Origin of the sequence: Rhodoferax sp., assembly GCF_018780565.1 — a bacterium.
In the GTDB taxonomy this organism is placed as follows: domain Bacteria; phylum Pseudomonadota; class Gammaproteobacteria; order Burkholderiales; family Burkholderiaceae_C; genus Rhodoferax.
In genome coordinates, this window is the sequence record NZ_JADMJN010000011.1 from 45,952 (window position 1) to 66,878 (window position 20,927).

The window sequence follows — 20,927 nt, forward strand, 5'->3', positions numbered from 1 at the left end:
ACCTTGTCTGCTGTCTTCGCACTCCACCGGCGAGATGGTGCAGATCACGATCTGCTTTTACGGGGGAGGGGCGGGCAGAAACGCATCGGAAAAACAGGCGTCGCCATCGAGTCCGTGCGCAAAAAATGCGGGTATGGCGGACTCCACCATTTTGACGGAGCCGCAAACATAGACCTCGTGACCCTGGAGACTGGGGAAGTCTTGCAGCATGGCTTCATGGACCATTCCCTTGCGTCCCGACCACATGTCCTGTGGCATGGCTTCGGAAAGAACCGGTACGAAGTGGAAGTTGGAGTGCTCGCGCGCCCATTGTTGGGCCAGATCGAGCAGATAAAGCTCACGGCGTGTTCGCACGCCCCAATACAGCCACATCTGCCGCTTGATGTCCCGGTGGAAGGCGTCCTCAACAATGCTTTTGATGGGGGCGAATCCGGTGGCGCCAGCCACAAAGAGAATAGGCCGGGTACTTTCGTGAAGGACAAAACTACCCAGTGGCCCCTCAAATTGAAGTGTGTCGCCAACCCGGAGTTCCGTGAACACATAGGTGGTGAACCGCCCATGGGGTATCCACCGGACGTGCAGTTCTATGTGTTCCTTTTCATGCGGCGGATTGGCAAACGAAAAAGCACGTCGCTGACCATCTTCGAGCAGCACATTGATGTACTGCCCTGCTGCAAAGTCAATTTTCACGCCTTCCGGCAGCGACAGCGTCAAGCGAACGAGATCCGGGCTCAGGCGGTCGATATGTTCTACCCGTCCTGCATAGTGCTTCACGGGATGCAAGGGGGTGATGGTGCTGCGCTCCACTGCAATTTCGAGATCGGACAGGGCTGTGGCGCAGCACATCAGCGTTTTGCCTTGTTCACGCATGGGGTCCGGCAGCGCGCTGCGTTGATACGGGCCGTGGTCTACCTGACCGTGGACCACGCTGCAAACGCACACCCCGCAGCCGCCATTGCGGCACTCATATGGCAATGCGATGCCGTGGCGCAGGCCGGCATCAAGCAGCGTTTCGCCCAAGCGCACACTTACCGGTGTGGGCTCGCCCACGATGACCATCTGAAAGTCTGCGTGTTTGCGCTTGTCCAGGTGCAGCGGCAGCCAGGGTAACGCCGCGATGAGGGAGCTGCCGCCAAGCATCAGTGCCCATATCTGCCCCAGCGGCCACAGGTAAAACAAGGGGAAAAGAGAAAGGTAGAACCAATCGAATTGCAGATGGGTCACCGCGACACCCAGATCTGCAGCCCCGCCCTGACTCAGGGCTGGCTTTGCCAGGGATAGAACAAGCAAGGTCAGCAGCAGACTCACAACGATGGGCTGCGGCGGAGTAGTGCTGGCTTTGGGAACTCGCTGTACGTGAATCCACATGACCAGCAGCACCAGCAGGGAAATTCCAATGTGCATGAAAGCCAGGAGTGAAAAGAATCGATCATTGACGCTGCTGGCGTAGATGAAATTGCGCATCAGGGTGCCGCCAAAGCTGGGCAGCCAGTCGATCCACTCAAAGGTGGCGACGATCACGAACTGTGCCATCTGGTCCCACGGCAGCATGTAGCCGTTGATGCCTGTGACATACACCAGCCATATCAAGGCCACGCCGGTGAGCCACGAAAACCAGCGAAATCCACGGAAGCGGTTGAACGCGAAATAGCGCAGCATGTGCAGCAACATCGTCAGGACAAATGCGTCGGAGGCGTACCGGTGCATGCTGCGCAGAATGCCACCGGCGAACCATTGCCGGTGCGTAAGGGATTCAACCGACGCGTAGGCATCTGCCACCCCGGTTTCAAAGAACGCGTAAAGGTAAAGACCAGAGGCCGCGATGAGCCAGAAAAGGAAGAAGCTGATGGCCCCCAAGTGATACAGGGGATTGAGTTTGTCGCCAAAGGCCTTGTTGAACAGGGCTTCGACGCGCATGAACAGCCATTGCAGAGCGCCCTGCAAAGATCGAATCATGACGAAGCGACTCCTGTGGCTGCTGGCAGCTTGCGTCGCTTGAGGGCTCCAATCACAATCACCACAAACACCAGGCCGCCGATGATGGCCACCAGGCCACCCAGACCCATCAGCCCCATTCCGGCCTTCTCGGCCACAGTCTGCAACACCTGATCGGTCCCGGCAACTTTGCGTTGCACGCCGTAGCCACCGGACCAGACCAGGCCGATGATGTGCATCAACTGGCCTGCCCCATACAGATAGGGTTGAGCGATTGCCCACTTGCCTCGAACGGCACTGTAGCCGAGTTGCGGTAGCAGGTGGTAAACCAAACCCATGAATGCCAGCGTGACCCCCACAATGCAGCCATGGTAGTGGGCCGGTATCTTGACGTTGTTTCCACTGATCAACGCGCCGATCACGCCACCCGCTGCAAACAACAGCATGGACGAAATGAGCGCGGCCCGCAGTGGACGGGCGGTTTCATCGGTCTGCACGGTGCCATGCAAGCCAAACCACAAGGAGAGTGCAATAGGTGCAATGGCAATTCCGCCGCCCAGGCGCATGGCCCAGGTGTGCAGGTTGCGATGTTCTACCGTTGCCACGTCGTATGCCAGATAGGCATAGGGTGTCACAAAAACACTGGCCAAGGCCAGTGCAAACATCAGTATCGTTAGCCGTGGCGATAGCAGGATGCGGGCACCGCATGCACTGCCAAGCCATAGCCAGGCGACCAGCATCAGGAGTGTCCAGGTGAATTGCAGGGCATGCCCGCCGCCCCAAAAAAGTATCTCGTAATAAGCCTTGCCACCCAGAGATTGCGGAAGCACGGCGAATGACCACCCAAATGCTAGCAGCGCGATGGCTGTCGCTACGGCGCTGGCGTTGGTACCGAAGCGCAGGGCCTTGGCGCCATCGATCAGGAGCCCGACTTTCGGCGCACAGACCAGGGCTCGCAGTACCAACACCCCAACAGCCAAGCCGAAGACAAGCAAGCCGGTGATGAAGAGGTGGCTGTCCAGCACCGGTATGTAGTTGGCCATGATGGGCTCGCCCGGAGTGATGAAAGCGGCCATCGACATGATGGCCGCGCCCGAACCCGCCAAGCCCAGCGCAATCCAGCCCCAGGCAAGCCCTGCGCGTGCGCCATTGATGGTCCACAGCAGGCCGGCAATGGCGATAAACCATACGAGAACGGACAAGTCGACATGGACAACGAGCGCTATCCGAAAGAAATCTGCACCCGGAAAGATCTGGTTCACGCCGGGCGTTCGCGCCAGGACCAGAAGCACAGAAAATATGCCGGAACCCATGAGCGCGAGCAAGCCCAACCATAGCCAGCCCCGAGCCAAGGCGCGACGCGCATCCAGCGGAACCGGAATTGCGAAGGCGTTGCCGGCACTCGAATGAGACGGGGATGCCGCGAGTGGGAATGTTGCCCGGGAATCATGCATGCTGGTATTCATTGCAGAGTGATCCCTCCTTTTTCGGAATCAAAGTCGATGACCAGGATTTGCGCGGGCTCCAGCGTGATGGCGGCTTCGCGGACATGGACGAACCCGTCCTTTCGCGCATCATCATTGAGCCTGACGGCGACTCGATGGGTACCGGCAGGCACCGTCAGCCGGTGGTAAACCGCAGAGGCCCCGTCTTTTGATAGTCCGGAGGGGATTGCGACATGACGGTAGGCTGCCACGCCGTCCACGTCGAGCTCCACCTTGACGGGGCTGCGCTCTCGTGGGCAGCGGGTCGGCGCCCGCATATTGGGTGGAAGACTTGCAAGTTCGGCCGCACTGGCCTGGCGACACTCCGATACGGGCTTGCCGTGATGGCTGAAGCTCAGCTTGATGATGGCGTGATTCGGTGCAAGCGCTACATAGGATGGCCAGCGCGAGAACACGCCGATCACTGTTGCGAACAGCAAATACAAGAGGACTTGCCCCAACACCACCTTTGGCTTCATTTTCAAGCAGGCTCCGCAACGTGAAATGGGCCTGGGATGATCTCAGTTCGCGCCCGAAGAACACGCAGTCCCTCCTTCAATGTGGCTTCGTCGCCCGAATCTGCCCAGACCATCTCGAAGCGAGACCGTGGAACGGCAGTGCGCAAATGGGGTTCGCGTTGCCCAAGCAGGCGCTGCTCAGTCCACTGCTGACCGAGGCGAAATTCACATCCATCATGGCTGCAGCCGGCGACCAGGACGCCGGCGGCGCCGTCACGCAATGCATACTCAACGAAGGAGGGCGGCAGCATTCCGATGCATGGCAGGCTGAAGGCAGCTACGCCATGTTCGCGCAAGCTATTGACGGATGCACCATGATCACAACCGAATGCAACAATCTTTGGCTGGGTCTGGAGGCGCCCGAGTTGTGTTCGCAGTTCATGGCGGAGATGATTGATGGGCGAGCTGGGCAGGTCAATTCCTGTGACGAGCGCCGCCACACTGCGAAACGGGGTCGATGAGGGGCAGGCGCCAACACAAATTCCGCAACTGGCACACAGGTCCGCATCGACCTGCGCCATCTGCCGCGCCAAGCCTCGGTTGGGGTGCGGCACCATCGTCACGGCGGCGTAGGGGCAGTCATCGAAGCAGCGTCGGCATCCATTGCAGTTTTCAGGATCCACCTTGGCAATCGGGGCCACGTGTGTCTGCGGCCAAAGCGGCAACAACAAGAGGATAAGCAGCACAACTGTGAGTGTGCCCCATACGAAGCCGGGCGACGTGATGTACATCATGGGATGGATGAAGAGCAGAAACCAGTCCATCGCAAGGATCGTGGGCATTCGTGAGAGGTCTGCTGCCGGATGACTTAGAACCGGCGCGACGATTGCCAGTAGGATCATGGTTGTCAACGTCCCTGCAGAGAGTGCACGAGGGGGGAATACCTTGGCAAGACTGATGCGTTGGATGTGAAACCACGAGCCGAACAACATCAGTAATGGAAGCCCGAGGTGAATGAATACAAACAAGGAAAATAGACGATCGCTTACCGCCGATGTGCTCAGGAAATTTCTTGTCAATGGGGATGCAAATAGAGGTAGGCTGTCAAGCCATTCCGCTGTCGCTTGCGCCGAGAATTGTCCCAGCTGATCCCAATTCAGCCAGAATCCACCGACGCCGCACGCGAAGCCAAACAGCAGCAGGGGAACCCCGGTTAACCACGAGAAGCGTCGAAAGCCCTGGAAGTGGCCCAGTACCCACTCGCGAATCAGGTGAGCCACCATGACGATCAGAAATGCGTCTGCCGAATAGCGATGCAGGCTGCGCAACAAGCCGCCCAAGTACCATTGTTCCCGCGAAATTGCATCAATCGAACGGTAGGCGCCGGTCGCAGAGGTGTCCAGCACCGCGTAGAGATAGATGCCCGTGACGGCGATCATCCAGAAGAATAGGAAGCCGAGGGAACCCAGGTGGCGCAGCGGATTCAGCGCCGATCCGAACCTTGAAGCAAGTCCATGATCAGGCCGTTGCTTGGATTCCTGCATACGAATCACAATGGGGACTGCACGGTCGGAGCTGGCTTTGTCGGAGATTGCCAGCGGGCTCTTCGTCGGGATATCCATTCGGAAGCGAAGAACCAGATCATGGCCAGGAAGAATGTCAGGCCTCCTGCGATTTCGAGAATAAGACCATAGTCATACCGGTAGCCGCCAGTGGTTGGGTCATACACCGTGCAAATGATGCGTACCCGCTCAACCAAGTCCGAAAGGCGCGAGGCTTGCACCAGCGGCGCACCCCGCAGCAGCTGGCGCAAGGGTTCTCCGAGTTTCTCCGGGGTAAGAAGGTCGCCGTAAACCTGCGTGTAGATTCGGCCCTGTGCATCGAGTAGGGTGACTTTGAGAACATGATCAATGCCTGCTGCAGTGGATTCGTAACTGAAACCGAAGTCACGCGTCAAGGGCTCCACGATGGATCCGTGTGGACTGAGAAACTCCCAGTTGGCGGCGTTGATCGAATGCTGCGCAGCGAAGGCCCGCAGTGCCTGTGGCGAATCGAAGGGCTGGTTGAATCCGATGCTCACCACATTGAACTGGTCCGGCCCAACGATTTTCTGTAAGGTTTGCACAGCCTCATGCAGGGAACGCGTCGTGGTGGGGCATACCTGAAAGCAACCTGTGTAGATGAAGCTGACGAGCAGCGGCTTGCCGAGGTAATTTGAAAGTCGGACCGGGCGCCCCTGACGATCAAGAAACGTGTAATTCGCGGGCGCACCTCCTATGGCCGCCTGGCTGACGCGCAATGCGTCAGCCTGATCGAACTTGCCTGCTTCGTTCACTGCCAATGCCGTGTTCATCGCACTGGCAAGGAGCAGCAACAACATCACCGTGCGCTTCAACCATCCTCTGGGGGGAAGCGGCCCATCGCAAGCCCGTTGTCGCCACATCAGGTATCTACCGGATCACGCCATCGATACTTGCTGCGGCAAGAAGAACGGCGAGTTGAACCAGCGAGGCGAAGAAGGACCCCAACGCTGTTGTGCGATTTGGCGCGCGAGCGAGACGCCACGCCTTGTACAGGAAATAAATGCCGCCAACCGCTGCACCCGCTATGTAAACGGGACCCGCACCAAACCAGGCGGGCAGCAATGACGCTGTCACGAGCGCAATGGTGCTGGCAAAAACCACCACGGCTGCGCGTTGTGGACCGACGACGACCGGAAGCATGGGAACGGCAGCCGCTGCATAGTCGGACTGGTTTGCAATCGCCAGACTCCAAAAATGCGGCGGTGTCCATAAGAACAACGTCAGGGCGAGCAGCAGTGGAAGCGGACCGGGAATCGGATCAATGGCAGCGGCACCTGCCAAAACGGCGAAGCTGCCTGCCAGACCCCCAACCACGATGTTGAGCCAGGTGCGACGCTTTAGCCAAACGGTGTACACGACGGCATAAAAAAATGCACCAAGGAAGACGAAGAGCGCCGACATGGCATTGATAACTGTCCAAGTGGCCACTACCGAGCCCGCCAGCAGTGCGCAGATGATCCACAACCACATGGGTGTGTGCGCCAGCTTGCCTGTAACGAATGCCCGGGTTCGCGTGCGGGCCATCAAACGGTCACTGTCGTACTCGTAGTACTGGTTGAAGGCGCCTGCACTGGCAGAGGAGAGAAACACGGAGCCCGCAAGAACAAGCCACTGTGTGACACTCAACGACGCACCGGGTGTGACGGCCAATCCCGCGAGCGCAGTGATCATGATCATCACGCCGATGCGCAGTTTGAACACACCGAGTACGTCGCGCACGCGGCTGGCGAATGTGTCTTCAGCGTGAACGAGTACCGTACTCATGGCCATGCCCTAGCTCAGTCCCCACACCTGGGAGAGGTACTTCCAGTTAATGAAGTAGTACAACACAAAGGCTACTAAAAACACCATTGCCAATGTGAATGTACCTGGTGCGGCGAATCCCGCCGAGCCATAAGTTTGCACCGCCGGAGCCAATGGTGTGGGAGGAATTGGTGTTGGCTTGGCGCTTTGCTTGCCCTGATCCAGTGGCTTCCCCCAAAGCAGCGAACCGACCGTCACGTAAATGTAGATTGCGCCGCCAGCGATAGCCGCTATGCCTGCGATGCCGACCAGGCCCATCATCAGGTAAGCCGCTCCTGGCCATTCATAGGCCAGCGCTGCGCCGTTGAAGGCCATGTCCCAGTGCCGGCGGGAGACGCCCAGGGTACCCGCGCCCATCATCACGAGGCAGAAAAAGTACATGGAAAGACCGAATAAATAGGGCTGAATCTTGGCCAGCCCGGGGGCAATCATTTCACGCTTGAACAGCACAGGAATCAGGAAGTAGGTCAACGCCATGAATGACAGTGTGGTCCCTACAACAACCGTCGCATGGAAGTGTCCTGGCACATAGATCGTGTTGTGAATGATCATGTTGAGCTGTTCGGTGCCCATCATGACGCCGGATATTCCACCGAGAAAACCAAAGCCGATCAGGGAAATGAAGACGCCAGAGAAAACGGGATTGTCCCAAGGCGCTTTGCGCAGCCATTCAAACAAGCCGTTGTTATAGCCTTTTTGCCGCTGCGCTACTTCAATGGCGCCCGGAATGGTCAACCCGTGGATCATGGATGCAAGCACTGCAAAATACATGAAGTAGCTGGTGTTAACGACTTTCCATGCGGTGCTGACACCGGGGTCGGCCAGCAGATGGTGTGCGCTGGCAAGCTGCAGAAAAAGAATGTAGAGAAGAAAAGCGCCACGACTCACCCGTTCTGACATGGGCTTGGCGTTGAATGCGATGGCCGCAACGGCATACCAGATGGAAATATGGGCCGCAACGTTGATCTGTTGGGACGAGTGACCAAATGCCCACCAGATGGTGCGGTATATCAGTGGATCAACTTGCTTCACAAGCCCGACAGACATCAGGAAGGTCGGAATAAGAATGATCGCACCTGATGTGATTGTGAACACGGCAATGATGCAAGCAACGATGGCGCCAAAAGTCACCAGGGGCACTGAGCCTTGGTATGTCTTGTCCCGCTTGGCAATGACCAATGTACCCAAAAACACAAAGCAGGCAATCAGTGCACCAACCGCAAACAGGATAAGACCCAGATAGAACGATGGCGCAGCCATCATGGGTACGTAGGACGTCATCATGACGCTGGAGCCACCCTGAAAAACCGCCACGTTGTTCATGATGGCACCGATCAGCATCAGTGCAAAAGCGAGCCATGCAAAGCGCGGCGTCGCGAGGCGGCACCGCAGGAGTGTCGAAGAACAAAAGTAGAGAACGGCGACTTCAAAAAATATGATCCAGAAGATCAGCATGTCGATACCGTGTGCGGTGAGAACCTGGTAAAAGGTATCGGCCTCCAGCCAGTGCACCGCAGGCCAGCGGGTCAGAACGACGCCTATGGCCAATATGCCACCGATCAGCAGAAAGACCACCGCCACGACAGCGTTGGCCAGCATGAGCTTCTCGGCCTGTGCTTCAAATTGAAGACCTGAACGTGGGCAGGTCCGGTATGTTGTTGTGTTGGACATGTTGCTTCCCTCTATTTCACGTAGATGCGACCGACCATCGTATGATGGTTGATTCCACAATATTCGTTGCAAACGACAGAGTACGTGCCGGACTGATTCGGAGTCACGGTAACGACATGCTCATAACCCGGAACGATTTGAATATTGATGTTGGCCGGCTGCAGTGAAAATCCGTGGTTGTAGTCGACCGAGGTCAGGTGAAGACGGTAGGTCTTGCCCTTCTCGAATTCGATGATGGGCCAGAAATTCCACAGTCGGGCGACCAGATAGACATCGCTTCCTGCCGGTGGTGCGACCACTGGAATCTTGGCGTCGGTTTCTGTGCGGATGGTGTATTTGTCAACGACGGCCTGGGCCTTTTGTGTGAACAGCTCAGGTGTTGTCTTGTATGTTTCGGTCGAGAGATTCTGCTTTCCATAGATATGCCAGCCCACCATCATGGCAAACATGATGAGGCACCAGACCAAAGCTATGACAATCCAGGTTCCCTCAACGCGGTCCAGAGGATGTTTCCACCAGAGACGCTCTGCCGGGGGGAGTATGGCGCTCATATTGATGTCCTTCTTGTGCAGGTTTTAGAGAGGCTTGCCCGTATACCGGTCGTTACTTGGCGAGGGGCACTGTCAGGATGTCAATCACCCCCCAGAGCGTGTACACGATCATTGGAATCATCACGCCTAGAAATAGCAAAAGAAACGGGTTGTCCAGCAGCTTTTGCATCCATGGAACGGGTTCGTTGTCAGTGTTGTTGTCGCTCATTTTGTGACCTCACGGAATATCACTAGGATGTGGATGGGGGTTGCATTCGACGAAGGAAAGTATGCTTCTGCACATGATGGGAAGTACTTGATCCAGTGCAAGAAAATGAACAAAAGAACAGATGCAGATCAAGGAAATTGTTTGTGCCATGGCCATCCGGGTCGACAATGACAATCTCTAACGGTGCTGCTGCCAGTGCCAAACAAATGCCTTTGAACACATGACTTCTGAAGATTCCCGTCTTGCTCTGCTACAACGATTGGCGCTGTGGAGCGCGCTCCTGGTCATCATGATTGTGGGTATCAGTGCATTCATTCGCCTGTCGGGTGTCGGACTCGGTTGTTCACCCTGGCCTCAATGTTATGGACAGGTTTCGCATGCAGAGCAGCGCGGCGTTTTGCAGACAGCCGATGCGGAGGTGAAGCAGTCCATCACCCTGGCGCGACTGGCTCATCGGGTTTTCGCGGTTTTGTTGCTGCCTTTGATACTGGTTCTCGTGATCGCCGGATTCACCATGAAGCCCAGACCATGGGGCGAGCGCTGGGTGGCGCTCCTGGCGCTGTGTTTGGTGCTGTTTCTGGCGGTCCTTGGGCGCTGGACCGCAGGGGTTCGTGTGCCTGCCGTGGCATTGGGAAACCTGCTCGGTGGCTTCCTGCTGTTTGGACTTTGCTGGCGAATGGCTGCCATCGGACGGGCTGGGGCAAATAACCCTTCGCTGTCACCTCGAACATGCTTTGGGCGGTACATCGCGGTTGCTATTTTGTTGTTGCAAATCGGGCTTGGCGGTTTGGTCAGCAGCAGCCTGGCCGGTCTGAGTTGTCCTGAACTATCGGTTTGCACCGTAGCAAAACCTGTGCACTGGGATACCTTGAATCTGCTGCGTGAACCAAATTTTGATGCCAGTCTTGCGCCGGTCAATGCCGATGGGGCACTGGCACACGCATTGCATCGATGGGTTGCAGCACTGGCGGTTTTGACGGTATCGGTTGTGGCAATTGCGCTCCTGCGCCAGGGGCGCCGCCGAGAGGGCCTCACCCTTCTTTTCCTGCTGCTTGCCCAACTGGCGCTAGGCCTGGGGCTGGTTGCTGCAGGGCTTCCCTTGGCGATTGCAGTGGCGCACAACATCGTTGCGGCGCTGCTGCTGGCAAATTTGCTGAGCGTGGATTGATTGGCGGTGGCGCGTAGTGTGTAGCGTGGGGAGACGGCTATCCGCGCTCAGACCGTCTTTGCATTTGGCTTGGTGGCAGTGAATGCATAGCTCTCGTCAATCTCATTGAACAAGGGACTGGCAATCGAATCCTCGATATCCTGGTATGGACCCGTACCGCTGTGTGAGGCCGTGGAGGCAGGGACAAACTCGCCGCTTTTGACATCGAACACATGCACTTCACCGTCCTCAATGACGTAGTGCCAGCCGTGCAGAGAAATTTTCTTGGCTTCAACCTGCTCACGTACCATGGGGTAACCCATCAGACGTTCCAGTTGCAGGACGACGGCGCGCTGTTCTGTGCGACGCAAGGCCTCTGCTGACACCTGCACAGGCAGGGTTGCTTCGCGCCCCAGTTCCAGCCACGCTTTAAGGTTTTGTGCCTGTGGCGCGACCTCTTCGTAGAGCGCCCGGATGCCACCGCAGTGGCTGTGACCACAAACCACAATACGGGATACCTTGAGATTCAATACGGCGAATTCAATGGCCGCGGAGGTCCCGTGATAGCCTGCCGATCCATCGTAGGGTGGCACGAATGCGCCAACGTTGCGCACAATGAACAATTCCCCCGGTCCGGTGCCCGTCAGAAGATAGGGCACCAGACGTGAGTCGGAGCAACCAATGAACAGGATCGTCGGATGTTGTCCGTCCTTCACCAGCGTTTGAAACTGCTCCTGTACTCCGGGGAACGTGTGATCATGGAACCGGCGCAGTCGCTCCAGCAGTTCATCAGGCACAAAAACTCCCTGTCAACGGCATCACTTACTGGACCAAAGGCGTGTCAGACGCTTCGAGATCAACACCTTCGACGCGAGCTTCTCCTGCCAGAAGTTGCAGGTACTGCCGCAAGGCTGTTACATAGGTCTTTTGCCGCAGCGACATGGCTACGGCTCCACGTACCGCATCAAACGTTTGTTCCTGCCCGACTTCCCGTTCCAGAACTTCAACCACATGCAAGCCAAAGCGACTATGAACAAGGCGCGGAAGAACCCCCACTTCGACGTGTCCGAACAATTCTTTGGCGAACTCTGGCGCACAGTCTGATGCGACAAGCCATCCCAGGTGGCCGCCTTCGGCGCCACTGGGGCAGTTGGACATGGTTCCCGCAGCCTTGGCAAAGGTGTCTTCAGCGTTCTTGCCGTCATGGCACCGCACGTCAAGCAGTGTGGTCTCTGCTCGATTGCGCAGTGCGACAACGTCAACGCCTTGAGTGACGGCAAACAGAATGTGGCGCACGTTGACCCGTTCACCCGTGCTGTAAGTGGCTTGGTGTGCCGCATGGTGGCGCCGGCATGCTTCCTCCGAGGGCTCGGGAATGGCCAGACTTTGCTCCAGCAGGACTTCGATGGCACTGCTGGCGTTTTCGCTGAGCACGCCGTCAGTTGCCGATGCATCATCGGCCGACAGCAGGCCTTTGGCGATGGCCGCTTGGCGCAGCAACTCCGAACATGCGCGCTGGCGCAGTTCGTCGGCTGACAGTGTTTCGTCCGCTGTATGCAATGCCACACCATTGATCGTGGCAATTTGGCTTTGTTCGATTGTTGCTGCTTGCATGATCGATCCTTTAAACGCCAGCGCCTGGGCGACGCGGCTGGTTATGTCCTGCCGGCACATTCAAACGACGGGCGCGCACTACCTGGTAGGGGCGCACCAGATAGGCTGCGGCACCAAAACCACTCCAGACGTGAACCAGGCGTGTGAACGGGAAGATGAAGAAAATGCTCATTCCCAGGAACATGTGCATTTTGAAAATCCAGCCCGCTTCTGCCAGCAGTTCTGGTGCGCCGGTGCGGAAGGTCACAATGCGCTGAGCCCATTCGGCCAGCTTCATCATCATGCTTCCGTCCAGATGCTGTGCCGACATCGGGATCGTTGCCAGCCCCAACGCCAGTTGCAGCCACAGGAGGACCAACAACACGATGTCGCTGGTTTTCGAGTTGATGCGAATGCGAGGCTCGAACAGGCGCCGATGCAGCAGGATCGTGACGCCGATAAAGCCCAACAGGCCGGCGATGCCACCACTGACCATGGCCACCACTTGCTTGGCGCCTGCGCCAATGAAGTGCTCATAGACGAAGTGGGGTGTCAGCATTCCGAAGAAGTGGCCGAAGAACAAAAACAGCACGCCCACATGGAACAGGTTGCTGCCAATGCGCAGCTGCCCGGCCTTGAGCAATTGGGATGAATCGCTCTTCCAGGTGTACTGGTCCCGGTCAAACCGGATCAGGCTGCCCAGGAAAAAGACGGTGAGGCAGATGTAAGGGTACAAACCAAAGAGGAAATTGTCGAGTGCGTTCATAGCGTTGCTCCAGCGGCAGAGGGTGCCTTTTTGACAAAGTGAATAGGTTGGGCCTGGTCGGGTTTGCCTTGGCCTTTGGTAGAGCAGCCGTCAAACACCACAGGCTCCTCCCACGCTGTGTCCAGCGGCTCGTCAGCCACGACCTTGACTGCATGGGCTGGCTCACCAGCAATTTCCAGCAGGGCGCCCAGTACGCTGGCGTAGGCGCTGTTGCGCTGCTGCAAGGCATTGAAGATGGCGTTGAAGATGTGGGCCATCTCGCCCAAGAATGCACGGGCTTCCTTGGGTGGCTGGGTGGAGACAAATTGCAGCACTACGGGCAGGTAATCCGGCATCTCGTCCGGGCCCAGATACAGGCCGGCCTTTTCGTAGGTCTGCGCCAGGTCGATCATGGCAGGGCCCCGGTCACGCGAATCGCCATGCACATGCTCAAACAGATGCAGCGAGGTCGCACGGCCACGGTCGAAGATTTCGACGTACTGGGCTTCAATCGCCAGTGCGTCTTTGCCTTGCAGCGCTGTGAACAGTGCATCCAGCTCTGCCAGGCGCGCGGCCGGTACAGCCTTTTCAGCCATCAGTGCCTGGCGCATTTCTTCCAGGTGATTGCGCAATTCAGCGTCCGGATAGGACAGCAGGTGCGCAAAGACTTTCAGGGTGGTGGATGCTGAACTTGGTTTGGAGAATGACAACATTTAAACCTCCGCCTTGATGGGAATGGTGCGGCGCTTGGATCCGCCAAACAGGCTGGCTTCACTTTCACCGTCGGAGCAACCGTTGCCAAACGAGAAGCCGCAGCCGCCACGCATGTCAAAAGTATTTTCTGCGTATTCCCTGTGCGTGCTGGGGATGACAAAGCGGTCTTCGTAATTGGCAATCGCCATCACGTGGTACATCTCTTCCACGTCGGCCTGGGTCATTTGCACCTGGTCCAGGGCAGCGGTGTTGATGCGGCCGTCGACATGCTTTTCGCGCTGATAGGCGCGCATGGCCAGCATGCGTTCCAGGGCACGTTCCACCGGTTGGGTGTCACCGGCGGTGAGCAAATTGGCCAAATACTTGACTGGAATGCGCAACTGCTTGACATCGGGGATTTCGCCGTTCACGCCAATGTGGCCCGCGTTGGCCGCCGCGCTGATAGGCGAGAGCGGTGGCACATACCAGACCATGGGCAGCGTGCGGTACTCGGGGTGCAGGGGCAGGGCAACTTTCCAGTCCACCGCCATTTTGTACACCGGGCTCTTGCGGGCCGCTTCCATCCATTTGTCGGGGATGCCGTCGATACGGGCCTGCTCGATCACCTTGGGATCATTGGGGTCCATGAAGATGTCCAACTGCGCCTGGTACAGGTCACGGTCATGCTCCACGCTGGCGGCTTCCTGGATGCGGTCCGCATCATAGAGCAGTACGCCAAGGTAGCGGATTCGACCAACGCAGGTCTCGGAACAGACCGTGGGTTGACCGGCTTCAATGCGTGGGTAGCAGAAGATACATTTCTCGGCCTTGCCGGATTTCCAGTTGTAATAGATTTTCTTGTAAGGGCAACCACTGACGCACATGCGCCAGCCGCGGCATTTGTCCTGGTCGATCAGCACAATGCCGTCTTCCTCACGCTTGTAGATGGAGCCTGAGGGGCAAGATGCGACGCAGGCCGGGTTCAGGCAGTGTTCGCACAGCCGCGGCAGGTACATCATGAAAGTGTTTTCGAACTGCCCGTAAATATCCTTTTGGATATCGTCGAAGTTCTTGTCTTTGCTGCGCTTGGAGAACTCGCCGCCCAGAATTTCTTCCCAGTTCGGACCCCATACGATCTTCTCCATCCGCTTGCCGGTGATCAGGCTGCGCGGACGTGCGGTGGGTGCAGCCTTCGACTCGGGTGCACTTTGCAGGTGCGCATAGTCGAAGGTGAAAGGCTCGTAATAGTCGTCAATCTCGGGCAGGTTGGGGTTGGCGAAGATGCGCATGAGCAGCTTCCACTTGGCGCCTTGGCGCGGCTCGATCTTGCCGTCCGCCTTGCGAATCCAGCCGCCGTTCCACTTGTCCTGGTTTTCCCACTCTTTGGGGTAGCCAATGCCGGGCTTGGTTTCCACGTTGTTGAACCAGGCGTATTCCATGCCGGGTCGGTTGGTCCAGACGTTTTTGCAGGTGACGGAGCAAGTATGGCAACCAATGCACTTGTCCAGATTGAGCACCATGCCGATTTGTGCGCGAATTTTCATTGTGTTCTCCTTAGGCGTGGGCGGCAGTTGATGATTCGGCGGCGCCGGATTCTTCGTCCAGCCAATCCACCTTGCTCATCTTGCGAACCACCACAAACTCGTCGCGGTTGGTGCCGATGGTTCCGTAGTAATTGAAGCCGTAGCTGAACTGGGCGTAGCCGCCAATCATGTGGGTAGGCTTGAGCACAATACGGGTCACCGAGTTGTGGATGCCGCCGCGCATGCCGGTGATTTCCGAACCGGGGGTGTTGATGATCTTCTCTTGCGAGTGGTACATCAGCGTCATGCCTGGATTGACCCGCTGGCTGACCACTGCGCGGGCCGCAATCGCTCCGTTGATGTTGAAGACTTCGATCCAGTCGTTGTCTTCAATGCCGGCACTCTTGGCATCCGTTTCGCTGAGCCAGACCACGCTACCACCACGGTTCAGCGTGAGCATCATCAGGTTGTCACTGTAGGTCGAGTGGATGCCCCACTTCTGGTGTGGCGTGATGAAGTTCAGCGCAATTTCCTTGTGGCCATTGGGCTTGATGTTCTGAATGCCGTGGGTGGTCTTCAGGTCCACTGGTGGACGGTAGCTGGTGAAGCCTTCACCAAACGCCGTCATCCAGGGGTGGTCCATGTAGAACTGCTGACGCCCGGTGAGGGTGCGCCATGGGATCATCTCATGCACATTGGTGTAGCCGGCGTTGTAGGACACAGTCTCCGACTCAATACCACTCCAGGTGGGCGAGCTGATGATCTTGCGCGGTTGTGCCTGAATGTCGCGGAAGCGGATTTTTTCATCTTCACGGTACAGCGCCAAGTGGGTGTGGTCCAGACCGGTTTGTTTGCCCAGAGCCTTCCACGCCTTCACGGCTACATGGCCGTTGGTCTCGGGGGCGAGTTGCAGCACGACTTCGCAGGCGTCAATGTCGGTGTCAATCTTGGGCATGCCGCAGGTGACGCCAGCATCGGTTACCAGACCATTGAGCTGGCCGAGCTGGGTCACTTCGATCTTGGTATCCCAGTTGATGCCCTTGCCGCCGTTGCCTGCCTTGTTCATCAAGGGTCCAAGTGCGGTGAAACGTTTGTACACGTTGGGGTAGTCGCGCTCTACCACTGTCATATTGGGTGCGGTCTTGCCGGGAATGAGATCAATCTCACCGCGTTTCCAGTCTTGCACGCCAAAAGGCTGTGCCAGCTCGGACGGGGAGTCATGCATCAGGGGTGTGAGCACCATCTCGCGCTCTACGCCCAGATGTCCTACGCAAATTTCGCTGAACTTCTTGGCGAAGCCCTTGTAGATGTCCCAGTCGCTGCGTGACTGCCATGCAGGATCCACCGCTGTACTGAGCGGGTGAATAAACGGGTGCATGTCGCTGGTGTTGAGGTCGTTCTTCTCATACCAGGTGGCGGTAGGAAGGACGATGTCAGAGTACAGACAGGTGGTGCTCATGCGGAAGTCGAGTGTGACGAGCAGGTCAAGCTTGCCCTCTGGGGCCTTGTCATGCCAGACCACTTCGGTCGGTTTGGCTTCGTCCTTGCCCATGTCCTTGCCTTGCACGCCATTGCTGGTGCCCAAGAGGTGCTTCAGGAAATACTCGTGGCCTTTGCCACTTGATCCCAGAATATTGGAGCGCCATACAAACATGTTGCGCGGCCAGTTGTTGGGGTGGTCCGGATCTTCGCAGCTCATTTTCAGTGAGCCGTCTTTCAGACCTTTGACCGTATAGTCCTTGGGGTCCATGCCCGCAGCAACGGCGTCGCGCACCACCTGCATCGGGTTGGTCTTGAGTTGCGGTGCGGAGGGCAGCCAGCCCATGCGCTCGGCGCGTACGTTGTAGTCGATCATGCTGCCGCCATAGAGCTTCTTGTCGGCCAGCGGAGAGAGTACTTCTTCCATGCCCAGCTTTTCGTAGCGCCACTGGTCGGTGTGGGCGTAAAAGAAGCTGGTGGAATTCATCTGCCGGGGCGGACGAATCCAGTCCAGCGCAAAGGCCAGCGCGGTCCAGCCGGTCTGGGGCCGTAGTTTCTCCTGACCCACATAGTGCGCCCATCCGCCACCGCTTTGGCCGATGCAGCCGCACATCATGAGCATGTTGATGACGCCACGGTAGTTCATATCGGCGTGGTACCAGTGGTTCATGGCCGCACCGATGATGACCATGGACTTGCCATGGGTCTTGTCGGCGTTTTCCGCAAACTGGCGCGCCACCGTAATCAGCTGCTCACGCGGGGTGCCGGTAATACGCTCTTGCCATGCGGGTGTGTAGGGCGTATCGTCATTGAAGTCTTTGGCGGCCATCTCACCCGGGATGCCGCGTGCCACACCGTAGTTGGCTACCTGCAAATCGAACACGGTGGCCACCAGGGCCTCGCGCTTGTCGCCTTCTTTGCCGAGCGAGATGCGCTGCACCGGCACTGTGCGAACCAGCACGTTGTCAGCCCCGTCGCCGGTGGCGTTGTTGGGGAAGTGTTCGCTGACGATGCCACCGAAGTAGGGGAAACCCACTTTGGCCGTCTCACTGCTGGGATTTTCTCCTTCCATGACGGAGAGCTTGAGCTTGACATCGTTGCCGTGGCGAGCTTCTTTGGATTGAAGATTCCACTGGCCCTCATCGGCCCGACCGTCTGCACCCCAGCGGAAACCGATCGCGCCGTTGGGCAGCACTACCTTGCCGTTGTCGTCAAACGCCACGGTTTTCCACTCGGGATTGTTGGCCTGGCCCAGTTTGCCGTTGAAATCGGAGGCGCGCACATAGCGGTCTGGCACCATCACAGTCGTGCCGTTGGGCAGGGTTTGCTCCTTGAGCATCACCAGCATGGGCATGTCAGTGTAGCGGCGTACGTAGTCGTCAAAGTAGGCGCTGCGGGCTTTGCCACCGTCGGGAAAGTAAAACTCCTTCAAAATCACATGGCCCATGGCCATGGCCACGGCAGCGTCGGTGCCTTGCTTGGGTTTCATCCAGATGTCGGAGAGCTTGGCAACCTCAGAGTAGTCGGGGGTGACGGCGACTGTCTTGGTGCCTTTGTAGCGCACTTCGGTGAAGAAATGGGCGTCTGGCGTGCGGGTCTGGGGCACATTGGAGCCCCAGGCAATGATGAAACTGGAGTTGTACCAGTCAGCCGATTCGGGCACATCGGTTTGCTCGCCCCAAATTTGCGGGCTGGATGGGGGAAGGTCGCAATACCAGTCGTAGAAGCTCATGCATACGCCGCCAATCAGGCTCAGGTAGCGACTGCCGGCCGCGTAAGACACCATGGACATGGCGGGGATGGGCGAGAAGCCGATGATGCGGTCTGCGCCATGCTTCTTGATGGTGTGGACATTGGCCGCCGCAATCATCTCATTGACTTCGTCCCAGCTGGAGCGCACAAATCCGCCCAAACCGCGCACGCTTTGGTATTCCTTGCGTTTTGCATCGGATTGAGCGATGGATGCCCAGGCATCTACCGGGTCATTGGAGAGACGGGCTTCACGCCACAGCTTGAGCAGGCGACCGCGCACCAAGGGGTACTTGACACGGTTGGCACTGTACAAATACCAGCTGTAGCTGGCTCCGCGGGCACAGCCGCGTGGCTCGTGGTTCGGCATGTCCCAACGGGTACGCGGGTAGTCTGTCTGCTGGGTTTCCCAGGTGACGATGCCACCTTTGACGTAGATCTTCCACGAGCAGGAGCCCGTACAGTTCACGCCGTGGGTGGAGCGAACGATTTTGTCATGTGCCCAACGGTCGCGGTAGGCGTCTTCCCAAGTGCGGTCTTCACCGTTGGTGACGCCGTGGTCGCCCGAAAACGACTCTTTGGGTTGGGAGAAATAGCTGAGTCGGTCAAGAAAGTGGCTCATAGAGTACCTCGATTGAAATGTTGGAAGCCGTGGGTCGCTTGCTTAGGGATTTTTGATTTCGGAACCGGCGCGCAGGTAAAACCACCAGTTAAGTACCAGGCAAACGGCATAGAAAACGGCGAAGCCGTACATGGCGTTTTGTGGGGTACCCGCCTTGATCTGGGTACCAATCACCACCGGGGCGATGAAGGCGCCGTAGGCGGCAATGGCCGAAGTCCAACCCAACACCGGGCCAGCCTGAGTCCGGTCAAAAATGAAGCCAATGCTGCGGAAGGTCGAGCCGTTGCCGATGCCGCTGGCAGTGAACAAGACCACGAACAAAGCCATGAAGGTCACAAAGTATTGTTCGGGTTGGGCCGAGTTGTAGGCCAGCAGCATCACGTAGCCAACGGCACCGGATGCCACCACCATCACGGCGGAGATGACCTGTGTGACGATGGAGCCGCCAACTTTGTCGGAGATCCAGCCGCCGATCGGGCGCACTGCGGCGCCGACGAAGGGGCCAATCCAGGCATAGGTCAAAGCGGAGGGGGCGTGTGGGTTCTTCAGCGCGTGTGACACGACGCCAGTGACAGGGTCGATCACATGCTGAAAGCCGAAGATGACGGTGATGGCCAGAGGCAAAGCCATCGCGAAGCCAATGAAGGAACCGAAGGTCACGATGTAAAGCGCTGTCATCGACCAGGTGTGCTTGTTCTTGAAAATTTCAAACTGCTTGGCGACGTTTTCTTTCATGGTGCCGAAGGCTGCCAGACGCATGATCAGCAAGGCGCTGACGATGTCCAGCGGAATTGCCACCCACATGCTGATCAGACCCAAACCGGTAGGCGCGGGCAGGTACAGATACAAGCCGAAAATGGCGGGTATGAATGCCAGTGTGTACAGGTACGTGACTTTGGCGAACGCAACAAGCGGGTTGCCGGTGTCGGGAGAAACGGTTTTCAGGTTGTTCATGCCGAACCAGCACAGGATCGACAAGGGAACCAGCGACAACACCCAGGCGAAACCGGCATTTTGAATCCAGGTGGGGGTGCCTGCTGCAATCTTGCCAAAGATCCAGCCGCTGTCTTTGATCAGTTTGGTCGATTCGCCACCGAGGTCGCCGAAAAGACTCATCGTCATCACCAGCGGAATCACGATTTGCATGGTGGTGACTCCGAAATTGCCCAAGCCCGCATTCAGGCCCAGCGCCGTACCTTGCAGTCGCTTGGGAAAGAAGGTGTTGATGTTGGACATGGAACTGGCAAAGTTACCGCCACCTACGCCGGACCACAGTGCCATCAACTGAAATACCCAGAGGGGCCACTCCGGATGTTGAAGCGCAATGCCGGTGCCGATGGCCGGCGCCAGCAGCATGGCGGTTGTCAGGAAGATGGTGTTGCGCCCACCCGCCAGACGAATCAGGAATGAGGCCGGAATGCGCATGGTGGCACCCGAGATACCGGCAATGGCGGTCAGGGTGAACAGCTCGGCTTGTGTGAACGGAAAACCCAAATTCAGCATTTGCACCGTGATGATCCCCCACATGCCCCACACGGCAAAGCCGCATAGCAAGGCAGGTACGGAAATCCAGAGGTTGCGGTAGGCGATCTTCTTGCCGGTGGACTCCCAGAACGCGTTGTCCTCGGGACGCCAGTCGGCGATGTCAGCGCCCGATTGCTTGTTGTTTGTCATTGTGTTCTT

17 protein-coding genes are annotated in these 20,927 nt (G+C 57.6%); 1 reads left to right on the forward strand and 16 read right to left on the reverse strand.

Translation table 11 applies throughout. The features are described 5' to 3' along the window. Nucleotides 1-57: 57 nt before the first annotated feature. The 9 genes from IV109_RS15855 to IV109_RS15895 all read right to left on the reverse strand — a co-directional run bounded on the left by IV109_RS15855 (nt 58) and on the right by IV109_RS15895 (nt 9,693). Nucleotides 58-1,956 (reverse strand): FAD-binding oxidoreductase, encoded by a 1,899-nt coding sequence (locus IV109_RS15855; RefSeq protein WP_296698687.1) that lies wholly within the window; start codon nt 1,954-1,956, stop codon nt 58-60. After that, nucleotides 1,953-3,401, reverse strand: coding sequence for a cbb3-type cytochrome c oxidase subunit I (locus tag IV109_RS15860; RefSeq protein ID WP_296698691.1), 1,449 nt, complete (start codon nt 3,399-3,401; stop codon nt 1,953-1,955). The genes IV109_RS15855 and IV109_RS15860 overlap by 4 nt, the downstream gene beginning before the upstream one ends. After that, nucleotides 3,398-3,898 (reverse strand): hypothetical protein, encoded by a 501-nt coding sequence (locus IV109_RS15865; protein WP_296699107.1) that lies wholly within the window; start codon nt 3,896-3,898, stop codon nt 3,398-3,400. The genes IV109_RS15860 and IV109_RS15865 overlap by 4 nt, the downstream gene beginning before the upstream one ends. A 2-nt stretch (nt 3,899-3,900) precedes the next feature. Beyond that, nucleotides 3,901-5,499 carry a hydrogenase iron-sulfur subunit gene (locus tag IV109_RS15870; protein ID WP_296698694.1) on the reverse strand — a complete coding sequence of 533 codons (1,599 nt, stop codon included), beginning with the start codon at nt 5,497-5,499 and terminating at the stop codon, nt 3,901-3,903. Next, complete coding sequence (locus IV109_RS15875) at nt 5,427-6,257, reverse strand: SCO family protein (protein ID WP_296698697.1); 831 nt, start codon at nt 6,255-6,257, stop codon at nt 5,427-5,429. Before IV109_RS15875 ends, IV109_RS15870 begins: the two co-directional genes overlap by 73 nt. A 70-nt stretch (nt 6,258-6,327) precedes the next feature. Next, nucleotides 6,328-7,224, reverse strand: a complete 897-nt coding sequence (gene cyoE, locus IV109_RS15880; RefSeq protein ID WP_296698700.1) for a heme o synthase — start codon at nt 7,222-7,224, stop codon at nt 6,328-6,330. 9 nt (nt 7,225-7,233) lie between these two features. Further along, a complete protein-coding gene (locus IV109_RS15885) occupies nt 7,234-8,934 on the reverse strand; it encodes a cbb3-type cytochrome c oxidase subunit I (protein ID WP_296698703.1) in 1,701 nt (566 codons plus the stop codon). Nucleotides 8,935-8,945: 11 nt separating this feature from the next. Then, nucleotides 8,946-9,485 carry a cytochrome C oxidase subunit II gene (locus IV109_RS15890; RefSeq protein ID WP_296698705.1) on the reverse strand — a complete coding sequence of 180 codons (540 nt, stop codon included), beginning with the start codon at nt 9,483-9,485 and terminating at the stop codon, nt 8,946-8,948. A gap of 52 nt (nt 9,486-9,537) precedes the next feature. Then, entirely contained in the window at nt 9,538-9,693 is a 156-nt protein-coding gene (locus tag IV109_RS15895; protein WP_296698708.1) for a hypothetical protein, read from the reverse strand. A 220-nt stretch (nt 9,694-9,913) separates the two neighbouring features. On the opposite strand from IV109_RS15895, the gene IV109_RS15900 reads away from it, so the two are divergent. After that, nucleotides 9,914-10,861: a COX15/CtaA family protein gene (locus tag IV109_RS15900; RefSeq protein WP_296698711.1), complete on the forward strand. Its 948-nt coding sequence runs from the start codon at nt 9,914-9,916 to the stop codon at nt 10,859-10,861. A gap of 47 nt (nt 10,862-10,908) precedes the next feature. Here the strand turns inward: IV109_RS15900 and IV109_RS15905 are convergent, their stop codons facing one another. From IV109_RS15905 to IV109_RS15935, 7 genes are read right to left on the reverse strand one after another with little or no spacing between them, the layout of a single operon-like run. Continuing rightward, entirely contained in the window at nt 10,909-11,637 is a 729-nt protein-coding gene (locus IV109_RS15905; RefSeq protein WP_296698714.1) for a carbonic anhydrase, read from the reverse strand. 25 nt (nt 11,638-11,662) lie between these two features. Beyond that, a complete protein-coding gene (locus IV109_RS15910; protein WP_296698717.1) occupies nt 11,663-12,454 on the reverse strand; it encodes a peptidylprolyl isomerase in 792 nt (263 codons plus the stop codon). Nucleotides 12,455-12,464: 10 nt separating this feature from the next. After that, nucleotides 12,465-13,199 (reverse strand): respiratory nitrate reductase subunit gamma, encoded by a 735-nt coding sequence (gene narI / locus IV109_RS15915; protein WP_296698722.1) that lies wholly within the window; start codon nt 13,197-13,199, stop codon nt 12,465-12,467. Beyond that, the gene (gene narJ / locus IV109_RS15920; protein ID WP_296698726.1) at nt 13,196-13,891 is read right to left on the reverse strand and encodes a nitrate reductase molybdenum cofactor assembly chaperone; all 696 of its coding nucleotides are present in this window, start codon (nt 13,889-13,891) and stop codon (nt 13,196-13,198) included. Before narJ ends, narI begins: the two co-directional genes overlap by 4 nt. Continuing rightward, nucleotides 13,892-15,415, reverse strand: coding sequence for a nitrate reductase subunit beta (gene narH, locus IV109_RS15925; protein WP_296698732.1), 1,524 nt, complete (start codon nt 15,413-15,415; stop codon nt 13,892-13,894). Nucleotides 15,416-15,425: 10 nt separating this feature from the next. Beyond that, nucleotides 15,426-19,244 carry a nitrate reductase subunit alpha gene (locus IV109_RS15930; protein ID WP_296698736.1) on the reverse strand — a complete coding sequence of 1,273 codons (3,819 nt, stop codon included), beginning with the start codon at nt 19,242-19,244 and terminating at the stop codon, nt 15,426-15,428. A 42-nt stretch (nt 19,245-19,286) separates the two neighbouring features. After that, nucleotides 19,287-20,918 (reverse strand): MFS transporter, encoded by a 1,632-nt coding sequence (locus IV109_RS15935; protein WP_296698742.1) that lies wholly within the window; start codon nt 20,916-20,918, stop codon nt 19,287-19,289. Nucleotides 20,919-20,927 lie beyond the last annotated feature (9 nt).

Bases quoted from the DNA above. Each gene is read 5' to 3' on its own strand.
- IV109_RS15885 (WP_296698703.1), bottom strand. From the start codon at position 8,934: ATGTCCAACACAACAACATACCGGACCTGCCCACGTTCAGGTCTTCAA.
- narJ (WP_296698726.1), bottom strand. From the start codon at position 13,891: ATGTTGTCATTCTCCAAACCAAGTTCAGCATCCACCACCCTGAAAGTC.
- IV109_RS15865 (WP_296699107.1), bottom strand. From the start codon at position 3,898: ATGAAGCCAAAGGTGGTGTTGGGGCAAGTCCTCTTGTATTTGCTGTTC.
- cyoE (WP_296698700.1), bottom strand. From the start codon at position 7,224: ATGAGTACGGTACTCGTTCACGCTGAAGACACATTCGCCAGCCGCGTG.
- IV109_RS15895 (WP_296698708.1), bottom strand. From the start codon at position 9,693: ATGAGCGACAACAACACTGACAACGAACCCGTTCCATGGATGCAAAAG.
- IV109_RS15870 (WP_296698694.1), bottom strand. From the start codon at position 5,499: ATGGATATCCCGACGAAGAGCCCGCTGGCAATCTCCGACAAAGCCAGC.
- IV109_RS15935 (WP_296698742.1), bottom strand. From the start codon at position 20,918: ATGACAAACAACAAGCAATCGGGCGCTGACATCGCCGACTGGCGTCCC.
- IV109_RS15930 (WP_296698736.1), bottom strand. From the start codon at position 19,244: ATGAGCCACTTTCTTGACCGACTCAGCTATTTCTCCCAACCCAAAGAG.
- IV109_RS15855 (WP_296698687.1), bottom strand. From the start codon at position 1,956: ATGATTCGATCTTTGCAGGGCGCTCTGCAATGGCTGTTCATGCGCGTC.
- narI (WP_296698722.1), bottom strand. From the start codon at position 13,199: ATGAACGCACTCGACAATTTCCTCTTTGGTTTGTACCCTTACATCTGC.
- IV109_RS15860 (WP_296698691.1), bottom strand. From the start codon at position 3,401: ATGAATACCAGCATGCATGATTCCCGGGCAACATTCCCACTCGCGGCA.
- IV109_RS15875 (WP_296698697.1), bottom strand. From the start codon at position 6,257: ATGTTGTTGCTGCTCCTTGCCAGTGCGATGAACACGGCATTGGCAGTG.
- IV109_RS15900 (WP_296698711.1), top strand. From the start codon at position 9,914: ATGACTTCTGAAGATTCCCGTCTTGCTCTGCTACAACGATTGGCGCTG.
- IV109_RS15910 (WP_296698717.1), bottom strand. From the start codon at position 12,454: ATGCAAGCAGCAACAATCGAACAAAGCCAAATTGCCACGATCAATGGT.
- narH (WP_296698732.1), bottom strand. From the start codon at position 15,415: ATGAAAATTCGCGCACAAATCGGCATGGTGCTCAATCTGGACAAGTGC.
- IV109_RS15890 (WP_296698705.1), bottom strand. From the start codon at position 9,485: ATGAGCGCCATACTCCCCCCGGCAGAGCGTCTCTGGTGGAAACATCCT.